Origin of the sequence: Nitrospira sp., assembly GCA_037045225.1 — a bacterium.
Lineage (GTDB): Bacteria > Nitrospirota > Nitrospiria > Nitrospirales > Nitrospiraceae > Nitrospira_A.
In genome coordinates, this window is the sequence record JBAOHZ010000009.1 from 987,678 (window position 1) to 1,012,919 (window position 25,242).

Consider the following 25,242-nt stretch of genomic DNA (forward strand, 5'->3'; position numbering starts at 1 on the left):
ACGCGCGGCCTCACACCGACAACAACGAGGCCGCTCCTGGATCATTCATCTCATCGTTTGATGACGACGTCTCGCACAACTTTCCCGCTCGGGCCGAAAGGCTTTTGTGGCTTGCCGTTTAATTCAGCGCGTACGCCACCGGCATTACCCAGCGTGACCATAAACTGGTCCTGGGCTTTCCATTGGGCCTTCTCGCCAGGGCGCAGCAAGGCTTCCTGAGGACTACCGGAATCGACTTGCACCACCACCCAACTCAGCTCAGTGGCATCGAGATCGAGGACGAGCGGGCCATCAGGCCCGGCGGGCCCATCTACGGACAGCCCTGCCAGCGGGCCATCGGATCCCGCGAAGGAAGAGGGCTGGGCGGCAACCTGTTCCGGCGGCTGGACCGATGTCGCTTTTACCGGAGCGGCAGGGGGAGGCGGCACCGCAGCAGCCGCTTTTTCCTGCACAGACTTCGGCGGAACGGCCATCGGCTCAACCGGTTTCGCCGGCGCTGCGATGGGAGGCGGAAGCTCCAACCCCTGACGCGGCGCATCACGCGCGTCCTTGACGAACGGTGCGCTCTTCTTACTCAGCGGCGGGGTGTCCGACCCGGAACGACGCACCAGGGTCGAGGACTGCTCCCGGCTGAGAAGAAACACCAACGTCGCAATGGCCACGGCAATCGCAATCCCCACGGCTTTACGGTTGGCTTTGCGACGCCGTTCCTCTTCCACCTGCCGTTGCCTCAGCCGTTCCCGCTCACCCTGTTTTTCGTAAAACGCGCCCGCGGACTGCGCAAAGCGATGGATCGCATCTTCTTCGTCGAGCCCCAACGATCGCGCGTAGGACCGCACAAATCCTCGCGCGAACACCTGGTCGGGCAACTTGGCGAAATTTCCCTCTTCGAGCGCTTTGACAAAATCCGTACGAATACGGGTCTTTGAGGCCACCTCATCGATCGTCAGGCCTTTCGTCTCGCGCACCTGTCGAAAAAATTCACCCACTGATTCCATGATATCCGCCTATGGTTTGAGCTGACCGAGCAGTGCCTGCGCCGCGGCCGCCTGTTCTCCGCCCTTGTCCAAGTTCGACACTTTCGAAAGTGCCTCGCGGGCCCGCACATCAAATCCGAGCTTGTGATACACACGCGCCAACTCCAACTGAAGCATGGCGGGAGGGACATTCGGCGGAGTCACGGTCGTGGCGTCCTCCAATACCTCCATCGCCCCCTGGAGGTCACCTTCATGCATCAAGGCTTTTCCCAAGTGGAAGCGTGCCAGATCCGGCGTCGGATAGAGCGGATTGCTGAGCGCCTGGCGATACGCTCCAATGGCTTCTTTCCATCGATCCTGATTAGCCAACACTTGCCCGAGGTAGGTATTCGCCTCGGCATAGTCGCCGTCGATCCGAATCGCCTCACGCAGAGATTCCTCAGCCAGCTTGAGTCGTCCTTGCGACGAATAGATATGTCCCAACGCGTAGTGCGCTTCCTTATTGTCGGGATTGAGCTTCACCGCCTTTTGAAACGAGACATAGGCTTGCTGCTGATCCGAACTCAGCCGGGCAATCCCTTCCTGATAGAACCCTTTCGACTTGCGCAGGTTCTCTTCGTTGGCGCACCCGCTCAACACGCACAAACCCAGGAGCAGTACCATCCAGCGCCCCCCCCGACCGATCCAAGCGGGGTGCGCGGCGCGATCCTGCTCTCGGCGACGTGTCCTCATGCGTTGACATCCTCAAAGTGGGTGAGACGCTTGAATTCTTTGAAGCGCGCCTCAATCTCTTTGTAATCCAGGATCCTCAATCGGTCAAGGCTAAAGGCTTCTACTGTAAACGAGGCCATGACGCTGCCGAAGATGATGGCTTGGCGCATCGCCTCGGGGGAGTGGTTTCCCGTTGCGGCCAGATAGCCGAGGAATCCGCCGGCGAACGTATCACCCGCACCCGTGGGATCTCTCACGTCATCCAGCGGAAAAGCCGGCGCCCCGAAGACTTGTTTGTCATTGAACATCAACACGCCATATTCGCCGCGCTTCACGATCAGATGCTTGGGTCCCCGCGCGAGAATTTTCTTGGCTACCTTCACAAGGTTCGTGTCCTCGCCCAAGGCCCGCGCTTCTCCGTCATTGATGATGAGGATGTCGATGTGTTGCAACACATTCCAGAGCGCATCGCGCTTGCCGTTGATCCAGAAATTCATCGTATCGCAGGCGACCAGGGCAGGCCGCTTCACCTGCTGCAGGACATCCAGCTGCAAATTCGGGTCGATATTTCCCAGGAAGAGCACATCCGGCGAGCTGTACTGCGCGGGAATCTTAGGGCGAAACGTCTCGAACACGTTCAGTCTGGTATCGAGGGTCTGCGCTTCGTTCAATTGGTGGGAGTAGGCTCCTTTCCAGCGGAACGTGGCACCCGGTCGCCGCTCCAATCCCGTCAGATCGATCTTCCGGCTCTTCAGGAACGTCACATGCTGCTCCGGGAAGTCCTCCCCGACAACCGCAATCAGATCGACCGAGGTGAAATAGCTCGCCGCCGTTGAGAAATACGTCGCCGATCCTCCGAGCACTTCAGTCACTTCACCAAACGGCGTTTTCACCGTATCCAATGCCACGGACCCCACGACCAATAATTTACCCATGCCTCACCGTTTTCCTTTCCGCGCCCGCACATAGGGAGCAATCAATAGGTTTAATCGCCGTTTCACCGGAGCAGAGATGTGATCCGGCGCAGTCACGATCGCGGTCTGCAGCGCCTGGTGACAGGCACAGGCCCGATCCGGGGTCAACTTCGGCACGGCGACCTTCAACAACTGTTTCGCCAGTTCGACATTCTTGTGCAGCGTGGCCAGAATGGCCTCGACGGTCACCGCCTCTTCGGTGTCATGCCAACAGTCATAGTCCGTGGCCAATGCCACCGTTGCGTAACAAAGCTCCGCCTCGCGGGCGAGTTTGGCTTCCGGCATGTTCGTCATGCCGATCACATCGACCCCCCACTGACGATAGAGTCGGGACTCCGCCTTGGTCGAAAACTGAGGTCCTTCCATACATACGTAGGTGCCCCCTCGTTGAAGCCTCGCCCCCACGGACCGTCCCGCCTGCTCCAACACATCCGCTACCGATGCACACACCGGCTCCCCGAAGCCGACATGCGCCACGAGGCCCTCGTCGAAAAATGTGGATACTCTGCGTTTCGTCAGATCGATGAACTGATCCGGCAGCACCACGTCGCCTGGACGGATGGATTCCTTCATGCTGCCGACGGCGCTGACCGAAATCACTTGTGTCACCCCGAGCGATTTCAACGCATAGATATTGGCGCGATAGTTGATGCTGCTGGGGCTGAGCCGATGCCCCCGCCCATGCCGAGAGAGAAACGCTACCCGCAGGCCCCCCAGCACACCGACACGAATGGCGTCGGACGGCGCTCCGAACGGGGTACGAACGCGCACCTCTCGAACCCGCTCCAATCCCTCAATGTCGTACAACCCACTGCCGCCGATAATCCCGATTGCGGCCTTCCCGGGCTTCTTTGATTGCGTCATGCGGTCGATTCCTGTTCCATGTTAAGCGACGGGCGCGGCATGTCCGCCGGCCGTCGACGTACCGGATCTCGTAGAAACGAACCAATCTCCTCAAGCAGGCGCCCGGCCACATCCTCCGAACGATCCTGCTCAGTCAACTCGTACCAGCGCAAGCCCGGCTCCTTCCGAAACCAGGTCAACTGGCGTTTGGCAAAATGTCTCGTATCGCGCTTCAGCAGACGGAGCGCTTCAGCCCGATCGTACTCTCCGGCGAGAAACCCGGCGACCTGCTGATATCCCAGCCCCTTCATCGCGCCTAACTCCCGCCCATACCCATCGGCAAGCAGCCGTTCGGTTTCCGCCACCACACCCCGCGCGAACATCGACTCGACTCGGTCGTCGATGCGGCGATACAGCTGCGCACGATCCCGATTCAAGCCGATCAACAGCACCGAAAATTCTTGCTCCGCGAACCGATGCTGCCGTTGCATCTCCGACAGGCGTTGCCCCGACAGATGATAGACTTCGAGCGCCCGCACGATTTTCACTTCGTCGTGCGGATGGAGCCGCGCAGCCGATTCGGGATCAATCCGCGTCAATTCACCGTGTAAAAAATAGCCGCCCTGCGCGCGAGCCTCCTGCACCAACGACTCACGATAGGCCTGGTCTGCGCGCGGCGCATCACACAATCCATGCAACAACGTCCGAACATACAGTCCCGTGCCGCCCACGACCAACGGCACCTGCCCATTGCCGTAGAGCCGTTCGATGTCCTGTAGCGCCAGCCGGCGATACTGCCCGGCGTTAAACGACTCGTCGGGATTCACGAGATCGATGAGGCGATGCGGCACGCCTTGCCGCTGCTCCAACGTCGGCTTGTCGGTCGCAATATCCATCCCGCGATAGACCTGACGTGAATCCGCGGTCAGCAGGTCCGTACCCAGCGCGTGCGCCAACCGAAGACCGATCTCGCTTTTGCCGACAGCCGTCGGTCCAACCAACACCACCAGGGGTCGCGACGCTCGCTGCGATTCCGACAGTCGCACTATTCCCTGGCTCCCTCTGCCTATGCGCGATCGAACAACCGAGCCAGCTCGTCGCCCGAAAGACGGAAGGCCACCCGTCGACCGTGCGGGCAGGTCATAATCAACCCCTCGGCAACCCAGTCCTGCGCCAGCTGCTTGATCTCGGGAAGCGCCATCGTGCGGCCGGCCCGAACAGCCGCATGGCAGGCCAGAGACGCCAAAATAGGCTTCACCTTCGTTTCCAGCGAGGAGATCGAATCCCACTGCTCAAGATCGTCTATTAAATCTTGAACCAACGCCCTTAAATCAGGGTGCCCCAACATGACCGGGAGACTGCGGATCAGGAAAGAAGACGGCCCGAATGGTTCAATCAGCAAACCGAGGCCTTCCAGCTCAACCAGATGGCGCTGAAGGATAAGGGCTTGCTGCACCGGCAACTCCAGAGGCTCCGGTAACAGCAGCGGCTGAGACGGCAAACTCTTGCCCTGCCAGGCCCGCAACAGCCGCTCGAACAATACTCGCTCATGCGCCGTATGCTGATCGATCACCTGGAGTTCGTGGCCCACTTGCGCCACCAGATAGGTTCGGTGCATCTGGCCGAACGGAATAATCTCCACCGTCTCGCTTGACTGGTACGGCGTGCCGCCCTCCCCCACAAACGAGGTTTGGCCCTCAGCTGATGGCATCGGCGCAACAGGCACATTCGCGTCCGTGCATGAGGGATAGGCGGCAGCCGGCGGTCCGACGCCCGTCCCCTCTACGAACGGAGCGGCCGTCGTAGATGACGCCCCGCCGCTCAGATGCGCATGAGCAGCCCCCGCCATCGACGATTCAACCTGCGCACGACCAAGCGTATGACGCACCGCCGCACGAACCATCTGGTGGATCTGCTCGTTATCGGCAAACCGCACCTCGCGTTTGGTCGGATGCACGTTGACGTCGACCCGCTGGGGCTCGACATCGAGGAAGAGCACAAAAAGCGGAGCATGGCCTTTGGCGAGGAACGAACTATAGCCATCGACGACGGCATGCTGCACGGTGCTGTTTTTAATCGGCCGACGGTTGACGAAGAGCTCCTGCGGCGTTCGTCCGGCGCGGGCGCGCACCGGATCAATGATGAAACCTTTCAGCGAGAGACCGTTCTGCTGAACATCGACGGCCAGCGCCCGATCACCGAACGCGGCGCGATAGACCTGCAGCACACGATCGCGAGGCGAGGATACGGCGGGGAGCGCAAAAACCTCGTGCCCGTTATGAATCAACCGCACATGCACCTGCGGCGACGCGAGTGCGGCCTGCTGCACGACATGGCTGATGTGAGAAAACTCCGTCGTGGTGGACTTCAGAAACTTCCTGCGGGCAGGCGTATTGTAGAACAACTCCGAGACCTCGATCGACGTCCCCGGAATCGCCGCGGCATCCTCCACTCGCGTGATGGTTCCGGCTGTGAGCCAGAGCTGCGTGCCCACCTGTTCCTGACGAGACAGTGTCGTGAGCCTGACTTTCGAGACGGCTGCGATGCTCGGCAGCGCTTCTCCACGGAACCCCATGGTGCGAATAGCCCCGAGCTGGTGATCGGATTGCAATTTACTGGTGGCGTGCCGCTCAAAGGCCAGAGAGGCGTCACGACGGGACATCCCCTCGCCATCGTCGGTAACACGAATCAAGCCGAGACCTCCGTCTTTGACCTCAACGGTGATCGTTCGGCTGCCGGCATCCAGACTGTTTTCGACGAGTTCCTTCACCACCGCAGCGGGACGTTCAACAACCTCCCCTGCCGCAATGCGACCGATGACATCGCTTGGCAGAACCTGAATCTTTTCCACACTACTCGCGAGGTCCATGGGAGGAAACGCCCCCTGAGGTTCGAACCGAGGATGAGCGGATGGGGAGAGGACCGTGCAGCAGGCCCAGGGTCATCGAATTTCGGCCATCTTCGCTTTGGCAAGCTTGGCTTCATCCGACGTGGAATATTCCTCGATGACCCGCTTCAGATATTTCCTCGATTTCGCAGTATCACCGGTTTCCGCCGCCGACAAGCCGAGCTTAAAGAGCGCCGCCGGCACCTTTTCATTGCCCGCGTATTCGTTCACGACGTGCTCGAACGACTGCATCGCCCGGATATAATCCTTCTGACCATAATACGATTCACCAAGCCAATAGTGGGCGTTGGGCGTCAGCGAGGTCGACGGAAAATCCTTGATGAAGCGCTGGAATCCACCGACCGCCAGATCGAACTTGCCGTTGAGATAGTCGTTATACGCCAAGTTAAATGCTGAGGTAGGCGTAATCGACGGCACTCCCGGTATCAGGGTCGGAGGGTCAGCAGGCCCAGACGGCTTCGAGATGCGCGCCTGACGGTTGGCTTCGGCGAGCGCAAGATCCGACCGGATCGAAGCAGCTTGGGCAAGTTGAGTTTCCTCAATCTTGGCCAAACGCCCCTCGAGCTTCTGAAGTCGGGCCAGCGCATCGTCGAGTCGCAACTTCCCGCCTTCGGGCTCTCGAACCCGTTCAAGCGACTCCAGTCTCCGCTGCATCGCCTCGAATCGCTTTTGTTCTTGATCTTGCGTCCGGGCAATAATCGACATCTGATCCCGGACCTCCAAGAAGTCAGCATGCTTCGCGCACCCTGCCAAGCTCAGTCCGCAGATCAACCCAGCCCCCACCTGCAACGCCGCCACGAATCGGAGCCTCATCGTTAGTGCAACTCCTTTAGTTGATTCAGTTTATCCATCGCCTTATTGGCTTCAGGAGACCTCGGATACAGGTCGATGACCTGCTTCAATGCAGAGGCCGCTTTCTTCCGATCTTTGAGCGCCAGATAGGCGTACCCCTTCTTCAGCAATGCAGCCGGCACTTTTTCGCTGGCAGGATGGTTCAATTGCACCTGATCATACGCATCAATGGCGCGTGAAAAATCCTTCTTCCCGTAGTAGGACTCACCCAGCCAAAACCGGGCGTTCGGAGCCAGATCCGAGTGGGGATGCTGCAGGAGAAACTCTGCGAAACCCTGGCGGGCGCCCTCTAAATCACCGTCTTTAAAACGGGTCAGCGTCCGTTCGTACGACTCGCGATCCGCCATCAGCGCGGCGCTGCGATTTTCGGAGTGGGCCATCGACCCGCTCGACGGAACGGAAGATGGCGCGGACGGTGGAACCGCGTCCGGCAACGGCATCGCCTGCGTTTGTGCAAGCGGCGTGACTTCGGCCACGGCCGGGGCCTGCTCAGCCCGCTGCGACGCACTCGCTCGTAAGACCGACAGATGTTGCTCCACCTGCTTCAAGAACGCGTGCTGATTCTCCAAATTCTTGTCCAGGGTCTGAATTTGCCCCTGGACATGACTCAGTTCACGTGTCGTCTCATCGATGCGGCGCTCATGATCATCCTCCCGAGACACGAATTTTCCGCCGGCGTTTTCCAACGCCTTCGCCACCGAAGCGACACTCCGATTCACTTCATTCAAATGCTCGGCCGTCACCTTATTATCGGCGTCGATTTTTCCGGCCAGTGCATCCGCTCGTTTCGTCAACGCCACTGTGTCCTGCTCAAGTGCAGACGCCAGATGCTTCACGGTTTGATCTTGCTGTACCACACGCTCGCCTAAGTTTCCGAGCGCCTGTTTAAAATCTACCAGCGCCTGGTTGAGCCTGGAGACTTGGTCGGCTAACACCTTGTTCTGTGAATCGAGCTGCGCGACATTCTGAGAGCGCTGCTCAAGACCGTGCAACACCTTCTGCTGATCGTCCAGACGAGAGTCGACTTTTTGCGCGAGCACCGTCGTGGTCTTCTGCATGGCATCAAGCACGTTCTTTTGAATGGCATCGATGTGAGCGGTGACCTGCTCCAAACGGGACGTCACCGCCGCGAGCTCCGCCCGGTTTCGGTCTCGCTCGCTCTTCAGCAAAGCATCCTGATCGACCAGCTGCTTTTCGACCCAACCCAATCGCTTGCTTTCTTCAGCGGAGCGTTTCTCACTTTCGCCAAATCGTTGATTGACCTTCGAGTCTTGGGAGGCCAGCTTCGCCAGTAAGTCGTCCTGACGCGCTTCCAGACTCTGAGTTCGGTGTATGGCCTTATCGACATCGCCGCGCAAGGAAGGAATGTCCTGTTCACGCAGCGACACAATTTCCTGGTTTTGACGAGCCCTGGTCTGAGCCTGCTCCTCCGTTTGTTGCTTGATTCGGCGCTGCAGTTCACGCTCAGTCTGCTTCAGGTCAGCCTGCTGCGCCACACATCCCGACAACAAGGCCAACCCAGATGCGACCAACACAAGCACACCGACGCGGACCGGCGCAGCAATGCCGCCGACCGCTCCAAGGCGCCCGCGTAATGGTTTCGTTACCATTTCACTTCGATATGGCCATCCACTGTCCATGACAGGTCTCCCTTAACCGGTCTTGCTCCGGAGGATCATGTCACATCATCCCTGATCGGAACAGCTATTTCGACCGGACGACTACGTGCCCGCGTCGATTCTGCTGGTAGCAGCTTTCAGTCCGTTCGTTGCAGAAAGGCCTCTCCTTGCCGTAGGACACCACCGCCAACCGGTTGGCGCCCACACCCAGCTCGACCAGATAGTTCCGGACGGCCTTGGCGCGCTTTTCGCCCAAGACGAGATTGTAGGCCAGCGTGCCGCGTTCGTCGCAATGGCCTTCGATTTTCACTAATGCACCGGCGTTCGCCTTAATCCACTGCGCATCCTGCGTCAAGGATTGCCGCCCATCTTCGGTGATGGTCCAGCTGTCATACCCAAAGTATACGTCGCGCAATCCGGCTTCCGCCGATGCCGCCTGCTCCTTGGCTTGCTCGCGACGAATATCCTCGATCTGGCGCGCCGTGCTCTCCGAGGGCTCCACCTTGGCCAGCATCGTGCCCCCGCCGCCCAAACGCTCTTCGGACGGAGCTTTTCCACCGGACACCGAATCGAATCCACGCAATCCGCCGCTCTCAGGTTCGTCCTGCGGCTTGCTCGACAAGGACAGATCCGGGAATGTGGTGCTCGGAGCGTCGAAGCCACCTCCACCGGTTGATCCCGTGGCACCCGGAGCAGGCCCGCCCGACTTGGCCATGCCGCGCTCCGTCGACTGTGCGTCTCCGCCCGACTGAATAGACTTTTTCGAACACCCACCCTGCACGACAAACAACATCCCGACGGCCACTGTCAGGCCCATTGTCACTACCGGTATCCTCATATTGTTACTCCTCATGGATTGGTGAATGGTTAATATATCGTAGACTCGGTGAGTACCTGCTCATCATGCTTAATGCTTACAGCGCCGGAGACCAGGACGGCGAACTATTGTGCGTGCCACCAAAAGTGATGCGTTCCAACCCCTTCCCGTCCGTATCCACCATATAGATATGGCTTTTGCCATCGACGGTCGCACTGAACGTGATATGCCGGCCGTCGGGAGACCAGGACGGCGAGTCATCGATCCCGGGTCCCGTCGTGACCTGAACCCGCTTCTGCCCGTCTGGTGACACAATACAGATTTTATACAATCGCTGAGCAGTCCGGCAGACATACGCAATCCAGTTTCCGCGCGGCGACCAGGCCGGAGCGGCATTGTAATCACCTTCATAGGTCAGGCGACGCACGTTGGAGCCATCCGCGCTCATGATGAAGACTTGTGGAGCGCCGCCACGGTCAGACGTAAACGCAATTTCACGCCCGGTCGGAGACCAGGTCGGAGAAAGGTCACCACCCTGATTGACCGTCAGCCGCTGGGGAGTCTTGGTTCGCGTATCGAGTTTATAAATTTCGGAGTTGCCGTCTTGGCTGCTGGCAAACGCCAAGAAATTCCCATCGGGCGACAACGCAGGCGTAATGTTCAAGCCAGCCATCGAGACCAGCGTCCAGCGTTTGCCGGTCGCAAGCTCAAGGATATCGATGTCCTGGGTATTTCGGCTTCGGTAGGCCGTGAACACAATGAACCGACGATCCGGCGACCAACGTGGCATCAGATTGAGAAATCCGTCCGCGGTGATCTGCTTGGGCTCATACCCATCGTAGTCCATCACGAACAATTCACGCGCATTGCCGTGCTCGGCGACATACACAATTTTCGTGCGAGCGATCCCCGGCTCTCCGGTATAGCGAAACACCAATTCATCGGCAAACCGATGCGCCATCAACCGCACGACCGAGGTCGAACCCACATAGCGTTTTCCACCGACAACCTCGTCGCTTCCGCTGTCATAAACGAAGCCGTCCATCAACAGTTCACTGTCTTTGCTGCCGTTTTTCTGCCCTGATTTTCCCCAGACGAGGACGGAGACGCCGTTCTCGGCGGCCTGCTTAAAAATCGCTTTGTCGGTCGTCGACACCTCCCGCGCCTTCACCCCGATTCCCGGCAAATCCACGAGCGAAAACACCAACGAGCGCTGAAGATCCGCCTTCAGCACCTCCTCAATCCGCCCGCCGAGCCATTCGGGGCCGCCGCCATTCTGAAAGCCGAATACGCCGATAGGAATCTTCTGGAAGTCCGGCCGGGTCGCTTCGAGAAAGACATCGGTCGCCCGAGAATCCAGAATCCCGAGAAGCCCGGCTCCCACCACGACACAGAGGGCGATCATAAGACCGATGATTATCCGATTCATCCTGCAGCCTCGCCTACGGCAAAAGTAAAATGGGCATCAAAATACGAATCCGTCAAATCAGGAGGAAAGGGCGGCAACGGAATCGCACTCTGCACCGCGCGCTGTGCAGCCATATCATAATAATCGTTCCCTGACGACTGTTCGATGATAACCGTCCCAACCCGCCCATCGCGCTCCAGACGAAATCGGACGGTGACGGTCAGGGCCTTACCGGAGATATCGACCGGCGGAGCCGTCCAGAATGCGCTGATCCGTGCTTGCACGCGGGCCAGGTATTGATTCGACCCTGGCATGCCGGCCACTCGCAACCGCGTCTCAGGCTTGCTCCGGGGGACACTGGCCGTCACCGGCGGGGCGCTCGCGGCCGGCTGGGGTTCGCGAAACATCGGCTTCACCTCCCGCACCGGCTCAGTCGACTTGGCGGCCGGAAGGGCTTGCAACTTTTTCAAATCCTGCAGTTCGCGATCGAGATCGGTAGTCATCTCTTCCGACAGCGAGGCACGTTTCGTCGGGGTGACCGCCGGTTTGGGAGGCTCCTGCGGAGCCCCAGATTGAGCGGCAGCCATCTCGGGCACGTTGAGCTTTTTGAGCATGGCATCCAGATCTGAACGCTCGGGACCACCCACCTTCGGCTGCGCAGACTTCTTCACGTCTGCCGGCTTCATCGGCGCCAGATCGCCATACTGTGGGGCGTTCGGCGGCAGCTCAATATCTTTCATCACATCCCGCAGCACATCGGCCCGATTCGTCGCCGGGGCAGACGCAGGCGCCTTCGCGGCCTGCGGAACCGGCTGTGGTGTCGCCAGCACGGGAGCCTGCAAACGAGGCGCCGGGGCTGGAGCCGGAGCCGGTGGTGCCGGCTTGGCTACAGACGTCGACTGAACCGGTGGCGGTGTCGGGATCTGCACCGGTTTGGGCGGCACGGGAATCGGTGCAGACTGAACCGGCTTCGGTGTGGGATGGGGAACCGCCTTCTCAACCCTGGGTTCAGGTTTCGCGTCCACAGGCGGCAACGTGACCAACGACACTTCCACCGCCGACAGCGGGCGCTCTACTTTCTTAAAGAACTTGGTCCCCATGATCGCGGCGAGAAGACAGAGATGGAGCACCAGGGAAATAACCACCGTCTTGCGAAGACGGCTGCTTCCGGCTTCACCCAACTCCCCGATGAGGAACAACGCAGTATGTCTTGGCAGGGCCTGGAACGTCATGACTTGCGATACGACCGTGTGGCGCGCGAGTCGCGGCGCCGCTACCTTTTGCGTGGCTGCGTAGGAGTCGCGACCGACTCACTGACGCGTTCGGCACCTGTGGGTTCCGTCACCATCCCAAGCTTCTCAATCCCGGCTTTCTTCACACTATCCATCACCTGCACTACGATCCCGTACGGCACATCCCGGTCGGCGCGGAGATAGAGCGCCACGTCGGGACTTTGATCTTTTAAGGCTCGAAGTTTCCGCTCAAGTTGCACCACACTCACCGCATCCTTATCCAAATACAAACGCTGATCGCGCTCAATGGACAAAACGGCTCTCGCTTCAGGCTTAATCGTATTGCTGGCAGACTTGGGAAGATTGATATCCATCCCGCGATACAACATCGGGGCAGTCACCATGAAAATCACGAGCAGGACCAACACCACATCCACCAACGGGATCACGTTGATCTCCGCCATGAACCGCCGGTGACGAGTCTCCGACATCATGACTGCACCCCGACCGTCGATTGCTTCAGCCGAGTCTGTAATGAACGCATGGCCTCAACCGTAAACGACTCAATCCGGAACACGGTCTTACGGATGCGGGTCAGATAATAATTGTAGAAGATCACGGCAGGAATGGCGGTAAACAGTCCGGCGGCCGTTGCCACCAGCGCTTCCGAGACACCGGGCGCCACGGCCGCGATGCTGGCGGTTCCCTGGGTCCCGATCTCACGAAACGAATCGATGATACCCAACACGGTCCCTAACAGTCCGATAAAGGGCGTGATGTTCCCCGTGGTAGCGAGCACCGGCAGATACGACTCAAGATGCGAGACCTGGTTCTGCACCAGATAGGCTACGGTCTTGTCCATGTATTGATGATCGATGGCAGCCACCGAATCCTTCGAGCTGCCGGCTGTCTGCCCCGCGCTGACCGTGCCATCACCTGAGACCGTCAGGACACGATCCATAATCCCTTGAAACACACGCGCACTCGGGCTGCCATCGGCCCGCTTCGACTGACGATACAGTTCATCGAGATCGCGAATCTTCGTAAAGGCATTGAAAAACCGTTGATCCTCACGATCCGCCGCTTTGAATGCCCGCCATTTATAGAAAATCACGCCCCAGGAAAGAATCGAGGCCACAAAGAGCAGCAAGAGCACGATTTTCGAAACCGCTCCGAGTGAGCCCACCAACCCCATCACGCCTGATTGGAACATGAGCCTAGACCTTTCCCTTCACATGGCGTCGCATGAAAACGGTAAGCATGGATTGTACCTAAAGTTGGGGGAATGGCGGGGCCGACGGGATTTGAACCCGCGACTTCCAGATTGACAATCTGGCGTCCTAACCAGGCTGAACGACGGCCCCACGCAACCCAAGATGGCGGAAGAAGAATTCAGATATTCAGAATCAAACAGTCAAAATACGGTAGAGCGTACCCTTGTACATCACTACTAATGGATAAGGCAATGCCCTGCGCACAATTCCCTGTATTTCTTCATTGGTAGGCGGAACAGGGATCGAACCTGTGACCTCTGCCTTGTAAGGGCAGCGCTCTCCCAATTGAGCTATCCGCCCGATTTTTCTCGCTCTCGGCAGATTTTTGGGATGCTATCAACTCCACAAAGCAGTGTCAACCAAGAATCCTGCATTATTCTTGCCGGATTCTTGAACAGCCACAGTTTTTATCGCAGGAGACCCAGCCCACGCCGCAACGGGATTCACCCGCGAGATCTGTTGCGTGGAAAACACGCCGTGTGCACTTTTTTCAACTGTGACGCGTCGACATGCGTATAAATTTGTGTCGTCGCAATATCGGCATGCCCCAACATCGCCTGCACCGATCGCAAATCGGCGCCGTGTTGTAACAGGTGCGTGGCAAATGAGTGTCGCAACATATGCGGCGAGGGAATCCTGGCGATGCCGGCTCGCTGCGCACGCAGGCGCAGCAATTTCCAGAACGCCTGTCGTGTCAGCGGGGTGCCCCGACGGCTCACGAACACGTAGCGTGACGAACGCTGCTTCAGCAATGCCGGTCGCGCCACGAGCAGGTACGCCTGCAGCGCCTCAACCGCCGGTCGCCCGATCGGCACCACCCGCTGCTTGTCACCCTTGCCGGTAATCCCGACATAGCCCACATCCAGATTGCATTGATCGACCCGCAACGAAATCAATTCAGACACACGCACACCGGCGGCGTACAGCACCTCCACCATGGCGCGATCGCGGTGCTCCTCCGGCAACGGACGAGACGGCAGATCCAGCAGGCGCGTCACTTCCTCGGGACTCAATGTTTTTGGTAACCGGCGTGCCCGCGACGCACTCCGCAAACTCACGGTCGGGTTGGCGGTGACCACCCCCTCCTGCTTGAGAAAACGGAAGAGACTGCGCACCGCAGCCAGCGCGCGCGCGCGGGACGACGACGCCAGACCGGCCTGATGCAGATGGTCGAGAAATCCGGCCAGCAGCGGCGGCACCATCTCACCCACATCGTACACGCGCCGATCCCGGAGATAGCGTTGAAAGACCGCAACATCTCGCTGGTACGCCAGCAACGTATTACGCGACAAGCCACGTGCGATCCGTACGTGATCCCAGTACCGCTCGATGAACGGCGCTAACGGGAGTCGCTCGGGGATGGACGCTGACGATTCCTCTGGCCCACGGCTCATGGGAATGACCCTCGCTGGAGGTAACCACGCATAGGCTGCGCGACGATAGCCGCGCCTCCCTCCGGACACCACGCATCGTCCTCGAGTTACCTTGACACCCCCGCACCTGTTTCCTATAGTAACCACACTCGCGGCGAGAATGTTCGCCACGCACAGGAGTCAATGGTTCCTCGATCAGTACCCCGCAGCCCGCACTACCGCGCGTGCACCGTCGCCCTCGCGGTGGCGTTTCTCGCGGGGCTTGTCACGCTCGGCGAGGCAGCTCCACCCCCCAAAAATCCTGCGCCGTCCCGTTCCGGACAGGCCAAAACGACGACCACCACAGGCCAGGCCAGCCTCGACCAAGTCAAACGGTTGATCGACGCGGAACAGCCGGAAGCAGCAGCCGTCATGCTGCGACGATTCATGGAGAGCGGCCCCGCGCCGGACCTCCTCGACGATGCCTATCTGTTGATGGCCGCCGCCATGTTCGGCATGAAAGAGCATACCGAAACGATCCGCTATGTCAATCAGCTGCTCGGTGAATTTCCCAACTCCGATCTCGCCGATCGCGCCAAACTGCTGCTCGCTAAAACTCACGCGCGCGCCGGCAATCTCGACTTGGCGCTGCCGCTGCTCTCCGAAGTCCGCAGCCTGTCGGTGGACTCCGCCATCAAACGCGATGCGTTGCGGCTCACGGGCGAATTCCAGGCGCAAAAGAAAGACTACCTTCGGGCCATTCACGCCTGGCTGGAAGAGATCCCTCTGGACGTCGGCGACCAGGCCCACGAGACCGAGACCCACATCCGGCAGCTCGTCAACGAACAACTCGACGTCCCCACGCTCGTGCGCGTACGCGAGGCCTATCCGAGAACCTTTCCGGGTGACTTGGCCTCGATCAAGCTCATCGATCTCCATACCGCCGCAGGAGAAGATCATCTGGTCGAGCGGGACTTGCGCCTCTTCTTAAGCCGCTTCCCCAACCATGCCTATGCCGCGAAGGCGGCCGAACTCCAGGCGGTCGTGCGGACGAAATTCAAAGCGCACCCCTACTCCATCGCCGCCATCTTTCCCATGTCCGGAAAACTGGCCCCGTTCGGCACCGAGGTGCTCAACGGCATTCAGCTGGCCCTGGAACGATCCAAAGACGGGGGCGAGACGCCTTCCATCGGCTTGATCGTCAAAGATACGGAATCCGACCGTGCGGCCTTCCTCGATGAACTCTCAGATGTGCTGTCCGATGATCGCCCGCTCGCCGTCATCGGTCCGCTCCTCTCGAAGAACTTGCCGGTCATGGCGGAAATGGCCGAACGGACGCGCATTCCATTGATCACACCCAGCGCCACCACCCCGAATCTTCGACGGTTTGGGTCCTACGTCTTCAGCACGGCGCTCACGTACGGCCACCAAGCCAAACGCGTGGCAGACTATGCGAGCCGTGAGCAACACTACAAACGCATCGCCATCCTCTATCCCGATTCTGCCTATGGCCGCGACCTGACGCGCTTGTTCACACAGGAGATCCGGCAGCAGGATGGAGAGATCATCGCCAGCGAATCTTACAAGGAAGGCGACACAGACTTCCGTGCGGTCATCGCAAGACTCAAAGCCGAAGACCTCAAGAAGTATGGCGTCGAAGTGTTGATCGAAAACGATCCCACAAAAGCTCCCGTGAAGGCGGTCGGCAAGAAAAATAAGCGCCTGCTGTATTCACCGGGGTTCGACGCCGTCTTTATCCCCGGCCGTTCACTCGACGTGGGCCTGTTGGCGGCCCAGTTGGCCTTCTTCGATATTACCGTGCCACTCCTGGGCACCAATGGCTGGAACACCCCCGACTTCGCGCGGGTGGCCGATCGCAGCGTGGAAGGCAGCGTCTTCGTCGACGGCTTCTTTTCGGATAGCGCCAGTCCGGTGGTGCAGGAATTCGTGGAACGGTATCGCAAACGATTTCAAGCCACGCCCTCGCTGTTCGCCGCCCAGGGGTATGACGCCGCTCGGCTCGCCGTGGAAGCCATCAAGCGAGGGGCGACCACCGGAGAGGGCGTCCGCGACTATTTGATGATGCAGCACGATCTGCCGAGCTTGAGCGGCCCGAGTGGGTTCAGCGCCGACGGCACGCTCAATCGCCACGTCTTTCTCATTCAAGTCAAACAAGGCAAATTCGTCCCACTGGAATAACCTACTGCTCCAAAGCTGAGCGGCTGCCTGGGGACAGGGTATCCACACTCACGGAGCTCAACCGAACAGCATGACGTGTACAAGGGTGATCGCATGACGACGGGACAGAAGCGGGTACTCAGCGGGATGCAGCCCAGCGGGCTGCTCCATCTCGGCAATTGGTTGGGGGCGTTGGAAAACTGGAACGCGCTGCAGGGGCAATACGAGTGTTTTTTCTTCGTGGCGGATTGGCATGCCCTGTCATCCAACTACGCGGACACCAGCCGGATCAGAGAATATGTGCGGGAATTGTTGATCGATTGGCTGGCGGCCGGCATCGACCCGACCCGCGCCACCGTCTTCGTGCAATCCCAGGTGCCGGATCATGCCATCCTCCATCTGCTGTTCTCCATGATTATTCCGGTGTCCTGGCTGGAACGGAACCCGACCTACAAGGAGAAACAGGAAGAGATCAAGGAACGCGACCTGAGCACCTACGGATTTCTGGGCTACCCGGTCCTGCAGGCGGCAGACATTCTGCTCTACAAGCCCGATTTCGTGCCGGTCGGCAAGGATCAGTTACCGCACCTCGAACTCACGCGCGAACTCGCGCGCCGCTTCAACAGCCTCTATGGGCCGGTGTTTCCCGACCCGCAGGAACTCCTGACCAAGTTTGCAAAAGTCCTGGGCACGGATGGGCGCAAGATGAGCAAGAGCTACGGCAACGCCATCAATCTCTCCGACACGGAACCGGTGGTGCGGCAAAAGATCAAAACCATGATCACCGATCCGGCGCGAGTGCGACGTCACGATCCCGGAAACCCGGATGTCTGCCCCGTCTACGACTTTCACAAGATTTTCTCCCCGCTGCCGGTGATCGAGCAGATCAACCAGGACTGTCGCAAGGCGGCCATCGGTTGCATCGATTGCAAGAAGCTGGTGGCCGATCGCGTCGTGGAGCGCCTGGCCCCGATGTGGGCCGCACGCGCCACCCTCACTCAACATCCGTCACGCTTGGACGAGATCGCCGAAGACGGACGTCGTCGGGCCACGGCCGTCTCATCGCAAACCATGGCCGAGGTGCGCGACGCGATGAAGATCTAGTCGCGTCCATCCAACCGAGGCCATTCACTTCGAGAATCACACGCGACAATGAGCGCGTTGACCAACCGCACGCCGCACCCAGAAAAGGAGCGTTGTGCAACGTGCACAGCTGCGTCTGGCACCCGGCAGGCTGTTCAGAAAATCCGTCCAGCAAGGCCGATGCAAGCGCAGAGGCGAATCGTACTCGCCCCGTACGGTGAGCCGCTGAGCGAGGCGAGAACGCCGCTGGCGGCCTTCATCAACAACTTGTTAGGCAGGTTTGGCGAGTTTGCGCCAGACATCGGTCAGTTGACGCTGGACCGGCGTTCGGATCTTCGTGAAGGAGAGACCGAACTCATTCGGCCGACACCAGCAGACCGTAGCCCCATCGATGAGAATAGGGTTGGCACTGTCCCCTGGGAAAATGCACAACTCCACCTCCGAACCGGCTAAAACCTGAATCGAGCTGATAATACGGCAGCCTCCGGGAGACAGGTCGGTCAGATCCCCGTCACCGGCCAGCATCTTTCCCTTCATCGAGAAGTGACTACGAAACTGAACGTGAACACGTTCATGTTTACGATGATTCTTCATGTTGAATTCGGCCTCCGTACCCGATCAGAAACAGGCTGCCTCACATCAGCCGTACGATAGGCCAGAATCTGCCCAAACGCCAGCACTGCCTATTTCTTGGCAAGACGGGTCCGTCGAACAACAGGGCTCGCGACCCTATAAGGCTTCCGGCTTGGGCTCCCCGATCGACGTGCCGACCGCATCCAACATGTCTCGTCCCACGAGAATGGGCGCCTGAAAATGAATCGCCAACGCAATGGAATCCGAGGACCGGCTGTCGAATACCTTCTCCTGCCCCTGAAACGCCACGGTCAGGCTTCCGTAATACGTGCCCGATTTAAGGGTGATCACGGTCCGGACCACACGACCGCCGAGTGACTCGAGAATCGTATGCATCAAGTCGTGAGACAGCGGGCGGGGCAACTTCTCCCCGGTCAAGGCCGCTTGAATGGAGGCGGCCACGGTATGGTCGACAAAAATGGGGATGCGCTTCCCGCCCGCCGAGAGCAAGACCACGGGGCCATGATCGGAGAGCCGGACACGCACATCGCTGATGGTCACGTTGGAAGAACCGCCGCCTTCGTCGGCATGGGCGAGGGGATTCGAAGAAGACAAGATCAGCGCCAGAGAGAGGAGCGGCAGCACCCAGCAACATCGTGTCGTCGCGCGCATGGTTCCCTCCTGTGAATCGCATAGGGACCCGCGATGAGGCCCCGCAGCTAGGCTCGCACAAAGGAATTGGTCGCTCGTTCCCTCCCGATCTCCGTCTCTGGTCCATGTCCGGTCACCACGGCGGTCTGTTCGTCGAGTGTGTACAGTCGCTCCCGGATCGACTGCTCGATGGCATCGAAATCCCCGCCCCAGAGATCGGTACGGCCGATAGCTCCGCGAAACAACGTGTCACCCGCCACCACGACCTTCGCGGCAGGAAAATGAAAACACATCGACCCGGGGGTATGCCCGGGCGTGTGCAACGCGATCCCTTCCAACTCGCCGATCGCCAACCGCTCCTCGTCCTTCAACCAATAATCCGGAGGCGGAGCCGGCACGTAAGAGACGCCAAACATGCGACACTGCATCTCCAATATATCCCAGAGAGGAAGATCGTCTGGGTGCAGGCACAGCGCGGCACCGGTCGCCTGCTTCATCGCTCCGGAGGCAAGAAAGTGATCGAAATGCGCATGGGTGTGGACAATACTCACCACGGTCAACCCCATCGCACGGACCTCCTGCAAGATACGCTCGGGCGCCCCGCCCGGATCGACCACGATCGCCTGTTTGGTGATCGGATCTCCGATGATCGAACAGTTACAACCCAGCGGTGGAACAGAAAAGGTCTTGCGAATCATGTACACCCCTCAGTAGCGAAGCAACCAGCCACCACAACGTACCACTCCTCCCCCGCTATCGCCGGCCTGAAGGATTCTGGTCCGGCTGCGAAACCCACAAAACCTCCGTATCGTACAGCTCCCAGCTTCTCTGGCGCCGCACGAACCAGAATAAAAACCCGGCACCGGTCGCATCAGGACGTTGGTTGGCCACATACAACAAGGCCTGATCGCCTCGTACTGTCAGGCCCACACGAGAGAAGGCCAACCGGTCGAGGACCTCGACAGCATCCCCGTCACCACCCTCCTCTACCGGCCACGCCACGGGAACAACCGGGACCGCAGCTTCAGCGTCCGGCACGCCCTCACCCGACACGAACCGGTAGCGCACACCGAAGCCAAAGCGGGTCTCCAATCGAGCAGACCGATACGTCTTGGCGACAAAGTCACGAATGAGGTCCGGGGGCAACCTGCCCTCGAAAAATGCCTGCGCTGAAAACCAGGCGACTGTCGGCAGTTGCGGCTCCTCCGGATGCAGACGGGTCGCCGTCATGCGTTCGATGACGACCAGCCTGGTGCGAGAGGTCAGAAACTTTGTTTCGACGGCGAGGTCATAGAACGGATACTCCTCAGCCGGCACAGACTGCTGCGGCTGCGCCGGCTCCGGTGCCGGGGCAGAAAACACGATCGTCGGCGACAGATACAGCCACACCAGACCGACACACAAAATCATCTTGCCCCAACACCCCATGACCACAGAATAGCTGCTTGTTTCGTGACGGGTCAAACCGGCGGGAACTTGAATGAAGATGGACAAGGGGGGCCAAACTCTGGTATTGCTCTGATGGTCTTACCCAAACTATGATCAAGCCTCCCCAGCGATCGCTCGCGCCTCTCTTCAGCCTCGCAATCCTATCGTGGTGTGTCGGATGCGCCCCGGACGAGTCTCCCTTTCGACAAGAAAACGAAAGTCTGCGCAAGCAGCTGGCAAAGCAAGAGTCGGTCTTGAATTCGCTGCAGGACGGCAATAAGGTCATGCAGCAGCAGATCGATCTGTTGAACCAGGAATTGCGGGACGCCAAGAAGCAAGCGGAACATGCCCAAGCCGAGGCGAAGGCGCTGCAGACTGAGGCAAAAGCGCTTGGCACGAAACTCGATTCCACCCTGGCCGAATCGAAGAAGCTGTCGGGAGAAATTCAGCGGACCGCCGCAAAAGCGGCCCAGGCCACGGACAATATCCGCATCGATGAAAAGGGCTCGCAGGTCGAGGACCTCCCGCGCCCGCTGGCCGCAGTCGGAAAAGCCACCGAAGAGGCTCTGGCGAGGAACGGCTACCGCATGAAAGTCAGCGTGAAGACCGACCAGAAAACGATCTACGTCACCGAACGCAAAGTCACCACCCCGACCTCGCTGGAAACGTCAGGCTCCCGCAACCAGTATGTCGTGTCGCTCCAAACCATGCCGTCCAACGTCACCCGGTTGAGCGTGAAAGCCGACTTTGAACGGCTGGCGCAAGGTGGTCGTATCCTGGCGGTGGATGCGGAGGAAACCGCAGAGATCGAACGCCGACTGATTGCCGAAATCGGAAAAGCCGTCGCCCCGCCGAGTAAACTGTAATGCCTGCACGTTCCGCCTTACCGGGACTGGCGTCCCTTCCACGCTACGTAGGCCTCGCGATCCTGCTCCTCGTCTCAACCTGGTCCGGTCCCGGGTTCTCCGCCGGCAACCGCGCTCCCAGTCCCCCGCCTTCGGCTGAACTGGCCAAACACCTGACCTCCATCGCCAAACTCACAGCCGGCTCGCCGACGATTCAGATTCCGGAAGGTCCGTTTTTGCTGGGCAGCGTGAGAGTGGATGACGATCCCTATGGGATGGGCACGCAGTTCGACGATACGGAACTTCCGCAACACCGCGTCTGGCTGGACGCGTACGAAATCGATCGTGACGAAATTAACCTCGGAGAATATCTGTCCTATCTATTCGCTCACAAGCTGCATCCATCAAAGGATCTCCAGCATCTCATCTGGCACGTGATTACGGTACATTCCGTGACCGATGAGGCCCTGACCCAATGGCCGGCGTTGTATGTGACCTGGAAGGAAGCCGATAGCCTCTGCCGCTCATTAGGTAAACGCCTGCCGACGGAGGCGGAATGGGAGAAAGCTGCGCGCGGGCCCAACGGAAACCGGTTTCCTTGGGGAGATACCCTCCCCGACAGTTCCCTCGCGATGTTCGGACAACATCATGTGCATGAAATTCCGATCCTGGCCCCTGTGAGCAGCGGGGACGCGGGGAAAAGCTACTACGGACTCCATCACATGGCAGGCAATGTCGCCGAATGGGTCCACGACTGGTTCGGGTTCGACTATTACGCCTACATGCCGGAACGCAACCCACCGGGCCCAACCAGCGGTCGATACAAGAGCCTGCGCGGAGGGTCGTGGAAGAGTAGGCAGATCATGCTTCGAACCGCCACCCGCAGCGGGGCGCCGGCCGATCAACGTTCCGCCACCGTCGGTTTTCGCTGCGCCAAATCAACCGCGCCCTCCAGCGCGCGATAATACGCCACGCCTCCAGAAAACTTTCTCGACAAGCACGCGTCCGCCACGGCTAGACATTCCAGCCCAAACGGCAGGTACCCGGCGTACCCAAGCAGAGGCATCTCAAACAGTCTGAACCGTTGGACGAACGGCACCGTATATTCCCAGCGAGCCAGACTGTAGACATTCCACATCTCCCAGAACCATCCGCAGATCAGTGCCGCAAGAGCCGTAGCCCAGAGGGTTCGCCAATCACCATGCGCCGTCTCGCTGAACATAGTCGGCTGATCACAAATCAACTGTAGCGCCGTCAGCAGCAGCAGCGGCGCCACCCACACCAACGAAAAAAGATAGTCAGGCCACAGGCCGAGACCGAACAGCCCGGCAGCCGAACCCATCAAAAGTGCCCATCCCCAAGTCACACGGTTCTTGAGTTCGATCGTGACAAACCGATCCAGCCCGGCACAGCATCGCGGCCAAGCAGTCACGCATTCTGCCGTACCAAGTACCGCCGGCAGTACCGTTGAGAATGGTACCGTCGCGCGCACCAGATAGTCCCATTCGCTTAACACGCCGCCACCAACGTAGTGCCAGTTCTGAACAAAGCGATTCAGATATTCGAAGAACCACCAGAAGCCGGCACTGAGCGGAAACAGCGACACAAAATAGCGTGGTCGATGCACCATCATGCAATGGCCGGTGCGGCGAAACGTCAGCGCATTCACCAGCACGATGTAGCCGAACCAGAGCGGAGTAAAGGTATGGGGCTGGAGAGGCTGCATCCAATCGAAGCGAGTCCAAGCTAAGACCCACATGCCCAATGTCCAAAGAACTCCGAGCCACCCCCACCAGGGAAACCGGCCCACGGGTGAGCGCCCCTCGTGGAGCGTGACATGTGGCGCGTGGTTCGGATCAGCCGTTTCTCGGACATCAGCGTGCGTGGTTCGAACCACGCGTAACCCGAACGGAGCAAGCATCCCGACGATCACCACGGCCAGCCCAATGAACACCGGCCAGGAAAACGGTTCATGCACAACGAACCGCGTCACCGGCGGGAATTCAAGATACGACGCCAGAGGCTTCCCCGCCCACCAGACCCCAAGCAATGGCAGTCCGGCACAAAGTGCCAGGGAACATGAAAGGATAATCCAACGAGATCTCACCTGATCGCCTCTTCTCTGCACGTGCGGAACGAACATTGTTACCACGATCGCACACTGAAGACACCGACCACCACTGCACCGATCTGACACAGCGCGACCGGCCCGAACGATTCAACCTTCGCTTGCAGGGAAGGCTGTGGTAGGTTGAGACGTAAGGAGACCATCTATGCGTCGATCGCTCACCCGCATGCTCACTACCATCATAGTCTCTATCACCGGCTGCCTGCTGACACCGTCGTTCTCGCAAAGCCAAGGCGGGCATGGTCACGTGACGATCACATCGACGGCCGACAAACTCATCGCCTGGCCGGCGGCGGGCGGCGGAATCGAGGAGTCGCTCAAACCGGGCGAGTCCGTTGTGCGCTCCGGCGCGCGAGGCCACACCGGGTTTGCACAAACGTCCACCCGACTCCTGGGTTTTTCTGCCGGGCTCCGGCAATGGCGGGAGGTCTCTCTCGGCGTTGAGGAACGGATGGAACGCTACCAGCTGCTGCCGTTTTTGATTCTCGCCCACACAAACCAACACGTGTATGGCTTTCAAGAGACGCGTGGACACTGGACTGCCACGGCACTCGGCCCAAGTGAGACGGTCACCCAGCTCCGCGGCCAGGGACACGTCGCCGTCGCCATTACCACTGAACGCGCGTTAGGGTTCTCGACCTATACCGGCGGGTTTTTTGACCTATCGTGGACGCCGCAGGAGCGCGTCCTGTCCGTCGATGGCAGTCAACACGGCATAGTGGTTCATACGTCCACCCGCACCGTCATCTTTAAGTCGCAATCCAACGGATGGTCCGAAGTGCGGTAGGAATCGACGCCTCACGGGTCGTGAGGGCGCTTGGCGATATCTTGCGGGCGGAAAACAGAGGCAGGTGTCGGACTTGTAGGGGGACACGGAACCGGTGGAGGGGAAACCCCAGGTACAGCCAGCACATACTCTGGCGCCACGGGTTCGTCACAGACAGGGATACAACCGGACTGCAGCAGGGGGGCAAGGACTGTTACGGCTTCAGTTCATTCGCGATGACACCTAACAGGTCATCCACCGCAAACGGCTTTTCCAGCACATTCTTCGCTCCGAGGATCTTCGCCACATGCAGGAAATTCACCGGGCCCACCATCGACTTGCTCCCGCTGATCGCCACCACTCGACAGTCCGGAAACTCCTGACGCAGGGTCACAAGACTTTCCAGTCCGTCACCATCCGGCATGAAAATATCCATTAGAATCAAATCCGCAGGCGCACGACGATATTGCGCAAGTCCCTCACGGCCGGTACTCGCCTCGTCCACTCGATATCCAGCGGCTTCGAGAATTTCCCGGACCACTTGCCTGATTGATTCCTGATCATCAACAATAAGAATCGACTTCATACCCTGATTCGCCTCACTTCGCGGTTTGGCCAAACAC

At 59.3% G+C, this 25,242-nt stretch carries 25 protein-coding genes and 2 tRNA genes; 5 read left to right on the forward strand and 22 right to left on the reverse strand.

The window, feature by feature from the left end; translation table 11 throughout:
* Positions 1 to 50 precede the first annotated feature (50 nt).
* From V9G17_05385 to xerD, 16 genes are all read right to left on the reverse strand, one after another.
* Complete coding sequence (locus V9G17_05385) at positions 51 to 998, reverse strand: RodZ domain-containing protein (protein MEI2752017.1); 948 nt, start codon at positions 996 to 998, stop codon at positions 51 to 53.
* A gap of 9 nt (positions 999 to 1,007) precedes the next feature.
* A complete protein-coding gene (locus tag V9G17_05390; protein MEI2752018.1) occupies positions 1,008 to 1,709 on the reverse strand; it encodes a tetratricopeptide repeat protein in 702 nt (233 codons plus the stop codon).
* Positions 1,706 to 2,623, reverse strand: coding sequence for a PfkB family carbohydrate kinase (locus V9G17_05395; protein ID MEI2752019.1), 918 nt, complete (start codon positions 2,621 to 2,623; stop codon positions 1,706 to 1,708). The genes V9G17_05390 and V9G17_05395 overlap by 4 nt, the downstream gene beginning before the upstream one ends.
* A 3-nt stretch (positions 2,624 to 2,626) precedes the next feature.
* Positions 2,627 to 3,526, reverse strand: coding sequence for an S-methyl-5'-thioadenosine phosphorylase (gene mtnP / locus V9G17_05400; GenBank protein MEI2752020.1), 900 nt, complete (start codon positions 3,524 to 3,526; stop codon positions 2,627 to 2,629).
* A complete protein-coding gene (miaA, locus tag V9G17_05405; protein ID MEI2752021.1) occupies positions 3,523 to 4,551 on the reverse strand; it encodes a tRNA (adenosine(37)-N6)-dimethylallyltransferase MiaA in 1,029 nt (342 codons plus the stop codon). Before miaA ends, mtnP begins: the two co-directional genes overlap by 4 nt.
* A gap of 20 nt (positions 4,552 to 4,571) precedes the next feature.
* Positions 4,572 to 6,374, reverse strand: coding sequence for a DNA mismatch repair endonuclease MutL (mutL, locus tag V9G17_05410; protein ID MEI2752022.1), 1,803 nt, complete (start codon positions 6,372 to 6,374; stop codon positions 4,572 to 4,574).
* Positions 6,375 to 6,446: 72 nt separating this feature from the next.
* Positions 6,447 to 7,226 (reverse strand): tol-pal system protein YbgF, encoded by a 780-nt coding sequence (gene ybgF, locus V9G17_05415; protein MEI2752023.1) that lies wholly within the window; start codon positions 7,224 to 7,226, stop codon positions 6,447 to 6,449.
* 2 nt (positions 7,227 to 7,228) lie between these two features.
* On the reverse strand, positions 7,229 to 8,875 hold the full coding sequence (ybgF, locus tag V9G17_05420; GenBank protein MEI2752024.1) for a tol-pal system protein YbgF: 1,647 nt from the start codon (positions 8,873 to 8,875) through the stop codon (positions 7,229 to 7,231).
* 94 nt (positions 8,876 to 8,969) lie between these two features.
* Positions 8,970 to 9,722, reverse strand: coding sequence for a peptidoglycan-associated lipoprotein Pal (pal, locus tag V9G17_05425; GenBank protein MEI2752025.1), 753 nt, complete (start codon positions 9,720 to 9,722; stop codon positions 8,970 to 8,972).
* Between the two features lie 76 nt (positions 9,723 to 9,798).
* Positions 9,799 to 11,130 carry a Tol-Pal system beta propeller repeat protein TolB gene (gene tolB, locus V9G17_05430; protein MEI2752026.1) on the reverse strand — a complete coding sequence of 444 codons (1,332 nt, stop codon included), beginning with the start codon at positions 11,128 to 11,130 and terminating at the stop codon, positions 9,799 to 9,801.
* Positions 11,127 to 12,341: a TonB family protein gene (locus tag V9G17_05435; protein ID MEI2752027.1), complete on the reverse strand. Its 1,215-nt coding sequence runs from the start codon at positions 12,339 to 12,341 to the stop codon at positions 11,127 to 11,129. Before V9G17_05435 ends, tolB begins: the two co-directional genes overlap by 4 nt.
* Positions 12,342 to 12,382: 41 nt before the next feature.
* A complete protein-coding gene (locus V9G17_05440) occupies positions 12,383 to 12,835 on the reverse strand; it encodes a biopolymer transporter ExbD (protein ID MEI2752028.1) in 453 nt (150 codons plus the stop codon).
* The gene (locus tag V9G17_05445) at positions 12,832 to 13,554 is read right to left on the reverse strand and encodes a MotA/TolQ/ExbB proton channel family protein (protein ID MEI2752029.1); all 723 of its coding nucleotides are present in this window, start codon (positions 13,552 to 13,554) and stop codon (positions 12,832 to 12,834) included. Before V9G17_05445 ends, V9G17_05440 begins: the two co-directional genes overlap by 4 nt.
* A 73-nt stretch (positions 13,555 to 13,627) precedes the next feature.
* A tRNA-Asp gene (locus V9G17_05450) sits at positions 13,628 to 13,705 on the reverse strand.
* A gap of 134 nt (positions 13,706 to 13,839) precedes the next feature.
* Positions 13,840 to 13,915, reverse strand: a tRNA-Val gene (locus tag V9G17_05455).
* A 143-nt stretch (positions 13,916 to 14,058) separates the two neighbouring features.
* Entirely contained in the window at positions 14,059 to 15,009 is a 951-nt protein-coding gene (xerD, locus tag V9G17_05460) for a site-specific tyrosine recombinase XerD (protein MEI2752030.1), read from the reverse strand.
* A gap of 162 nt (positions 15,010 to 15,171) precedes the next feature.
* Here xerD and V9G17_05465 point away from each other — a divergent pair, with 162 nt between their 5' ends.
* Both V9G17_05465 and trpS read left to right on the forward strand, forming a co-directional pair.
* Positions 15,172 to 17,166 (forward strand): penicillin-binding protein activator, encoded by a 1,995-nt coding sequence (locus tag V9G17_05465; protein ID MEI2752031.1) that lies wholly within the window; start codon positions 15,172 to 15,174, stop codon positions 17,164 to 17,166.
* Between the two features lie 93 nt (positions 17,167 to 17,259).
* Positions 17,260 to 18,249 (forward strand): tryptophan--tRNA ligase, encoded by a 990-nt coding sequence (trpS, locus tag V9G17_05470; protein ID MEI2752032.1) that lies wholly within the window; start codon positions 17,260 to 17,262, stop codon positions 18,247 to 18,249.
* Positions 18,250 to 18,498: 249 nt separating this feature from the next.
* On the opposite strand, the gene V9G17_05475 is transcribed toward trpS, so the two are convergent.
* The 4 genes from V9G17_05475 to V9G17_05490 all read right to left on the reverse strand — a co-directional run bounded on the left by V9G17_05475 (position 18,499) and on the right by V9G17_05490 (position 20,886).
* Entirely contained in the window at positions 18,499 to 18,822 is a 324-nt protein-coding gene (locus V9G17_05475) for a PilZ domain-containing protein (GenBank protein ID MEI2752033.1), read from the reverse strand.
* Between the two features lie 135 nt (positions 18,823 to 18,957).
* Positions 18,958 to 19,473, reverse strand: coding sequence for a bifunctional nuclease family protein (locus V9G17_05480; GenBank protein MEI2752034.1), 516 nt, complete (start codon positions 19,471 to 19,473; stop codon positions 18,958 to 18,960).
* Between the two features lie 47 nt (positions 19,474 to 19,520).
* Positions 19,521 to 20,150: an MBL fold metallo-hydrolase gene (locus V9G17_05485; protein MEI2752035.1), complete on the reverse strand. Its 630-nt coding sequence runs from the start codon at positions 20,148 to 20,150 to the stop codon at positions 19,521 to 19,523.
* Positions 20,151 to 20,205: 55 nt separating this feature from the next.
* A complete protein-coding gene (locus V9G17_05490; protein MEI2752036.1) occupies positions 20,206 to 20,886 on the reverse strand; it encodes a hypothetical protein in 681 nt (226 codons plus the stop codon).
* Positions 20,887 to 20,990: 104 nt separating this feature from the next.
* Between V9G17_05490 and V9G17_05495 the strand changes: the two genes are divergently transcribed.
* Positions 20,991 to 21,746, forward strand: a complete 756-nt coding sequence (locus V9G17_05495; GenBank protein ID MEI2752037.1) for a hypothetical protein — start codon at positions 20,991 to 20,993, stop codon at positions 21,744 to 21,746.
* Positions 21,746 to 22,690, forward strand: coding sequence for an SUMF1/EgtB/PvdO family nonheme iron enzyme (locus V9G17_05500; GenBank protein ID MEI2752038.1), 945 nt, complete (start codon positions 21,746 to 21,748; stop codon positions 22,688 to 22,690). The genes V9G17_05495 and V9G17_05500 overlap by 1 nt, the downstream gene beginning before the upstream one ends.
* Here V9G17_05500 and V9G17_05505 read toward each other — a convergent pair.
* On the reverse strand, positions 22,627 to 23,775 hold the full coding sequence (locus V9G17_05505) for a hypothetical protein (protein MEI2752039.1): 1,149 nt from the start codon (positions 23,773 to 23,775) through the stop codon (positions 22,627 to 22,629). The genes V9G17_05500 and V9G17_05505 overlap by 64 nt on opposite strands.
* Before the next feature lie 223 nt (positions 23,776 to 23,998).
* Between V9G17_05505 and V9G17_05510 the strand changes: the two genes are divergently transcribed.
* Positions 23,999 to 24,640: a hypothetical protein gene (locus V9G17_05510; protein ID MEI2752040.1), complete on the forward strand. Its 642-nt coding sequence runs from the start codon at positions 23,999 to 24,001 to the stop codon at positions 24,638 to 24,640.
* A gap of 193 nt (positions 24,641 to 24,833) precedes the next feature.
* On the opposite strand, the gene V9G17_05515 is transcribed toward V9G17_05510, so the two are convergent.
* Positions 24,834 to 25,205, reverse strand: coding sequence for a response regulator (locus V9G17_05515; GenBank protein MEI2752041.1), 372 nt, complete (start codon positions 25,203 to 25,205; stop codon positions 24,834 to 24,836).
* Between the last annotated feature and the right edge of the window lie 37 nt (positions 25,206 to 25,242).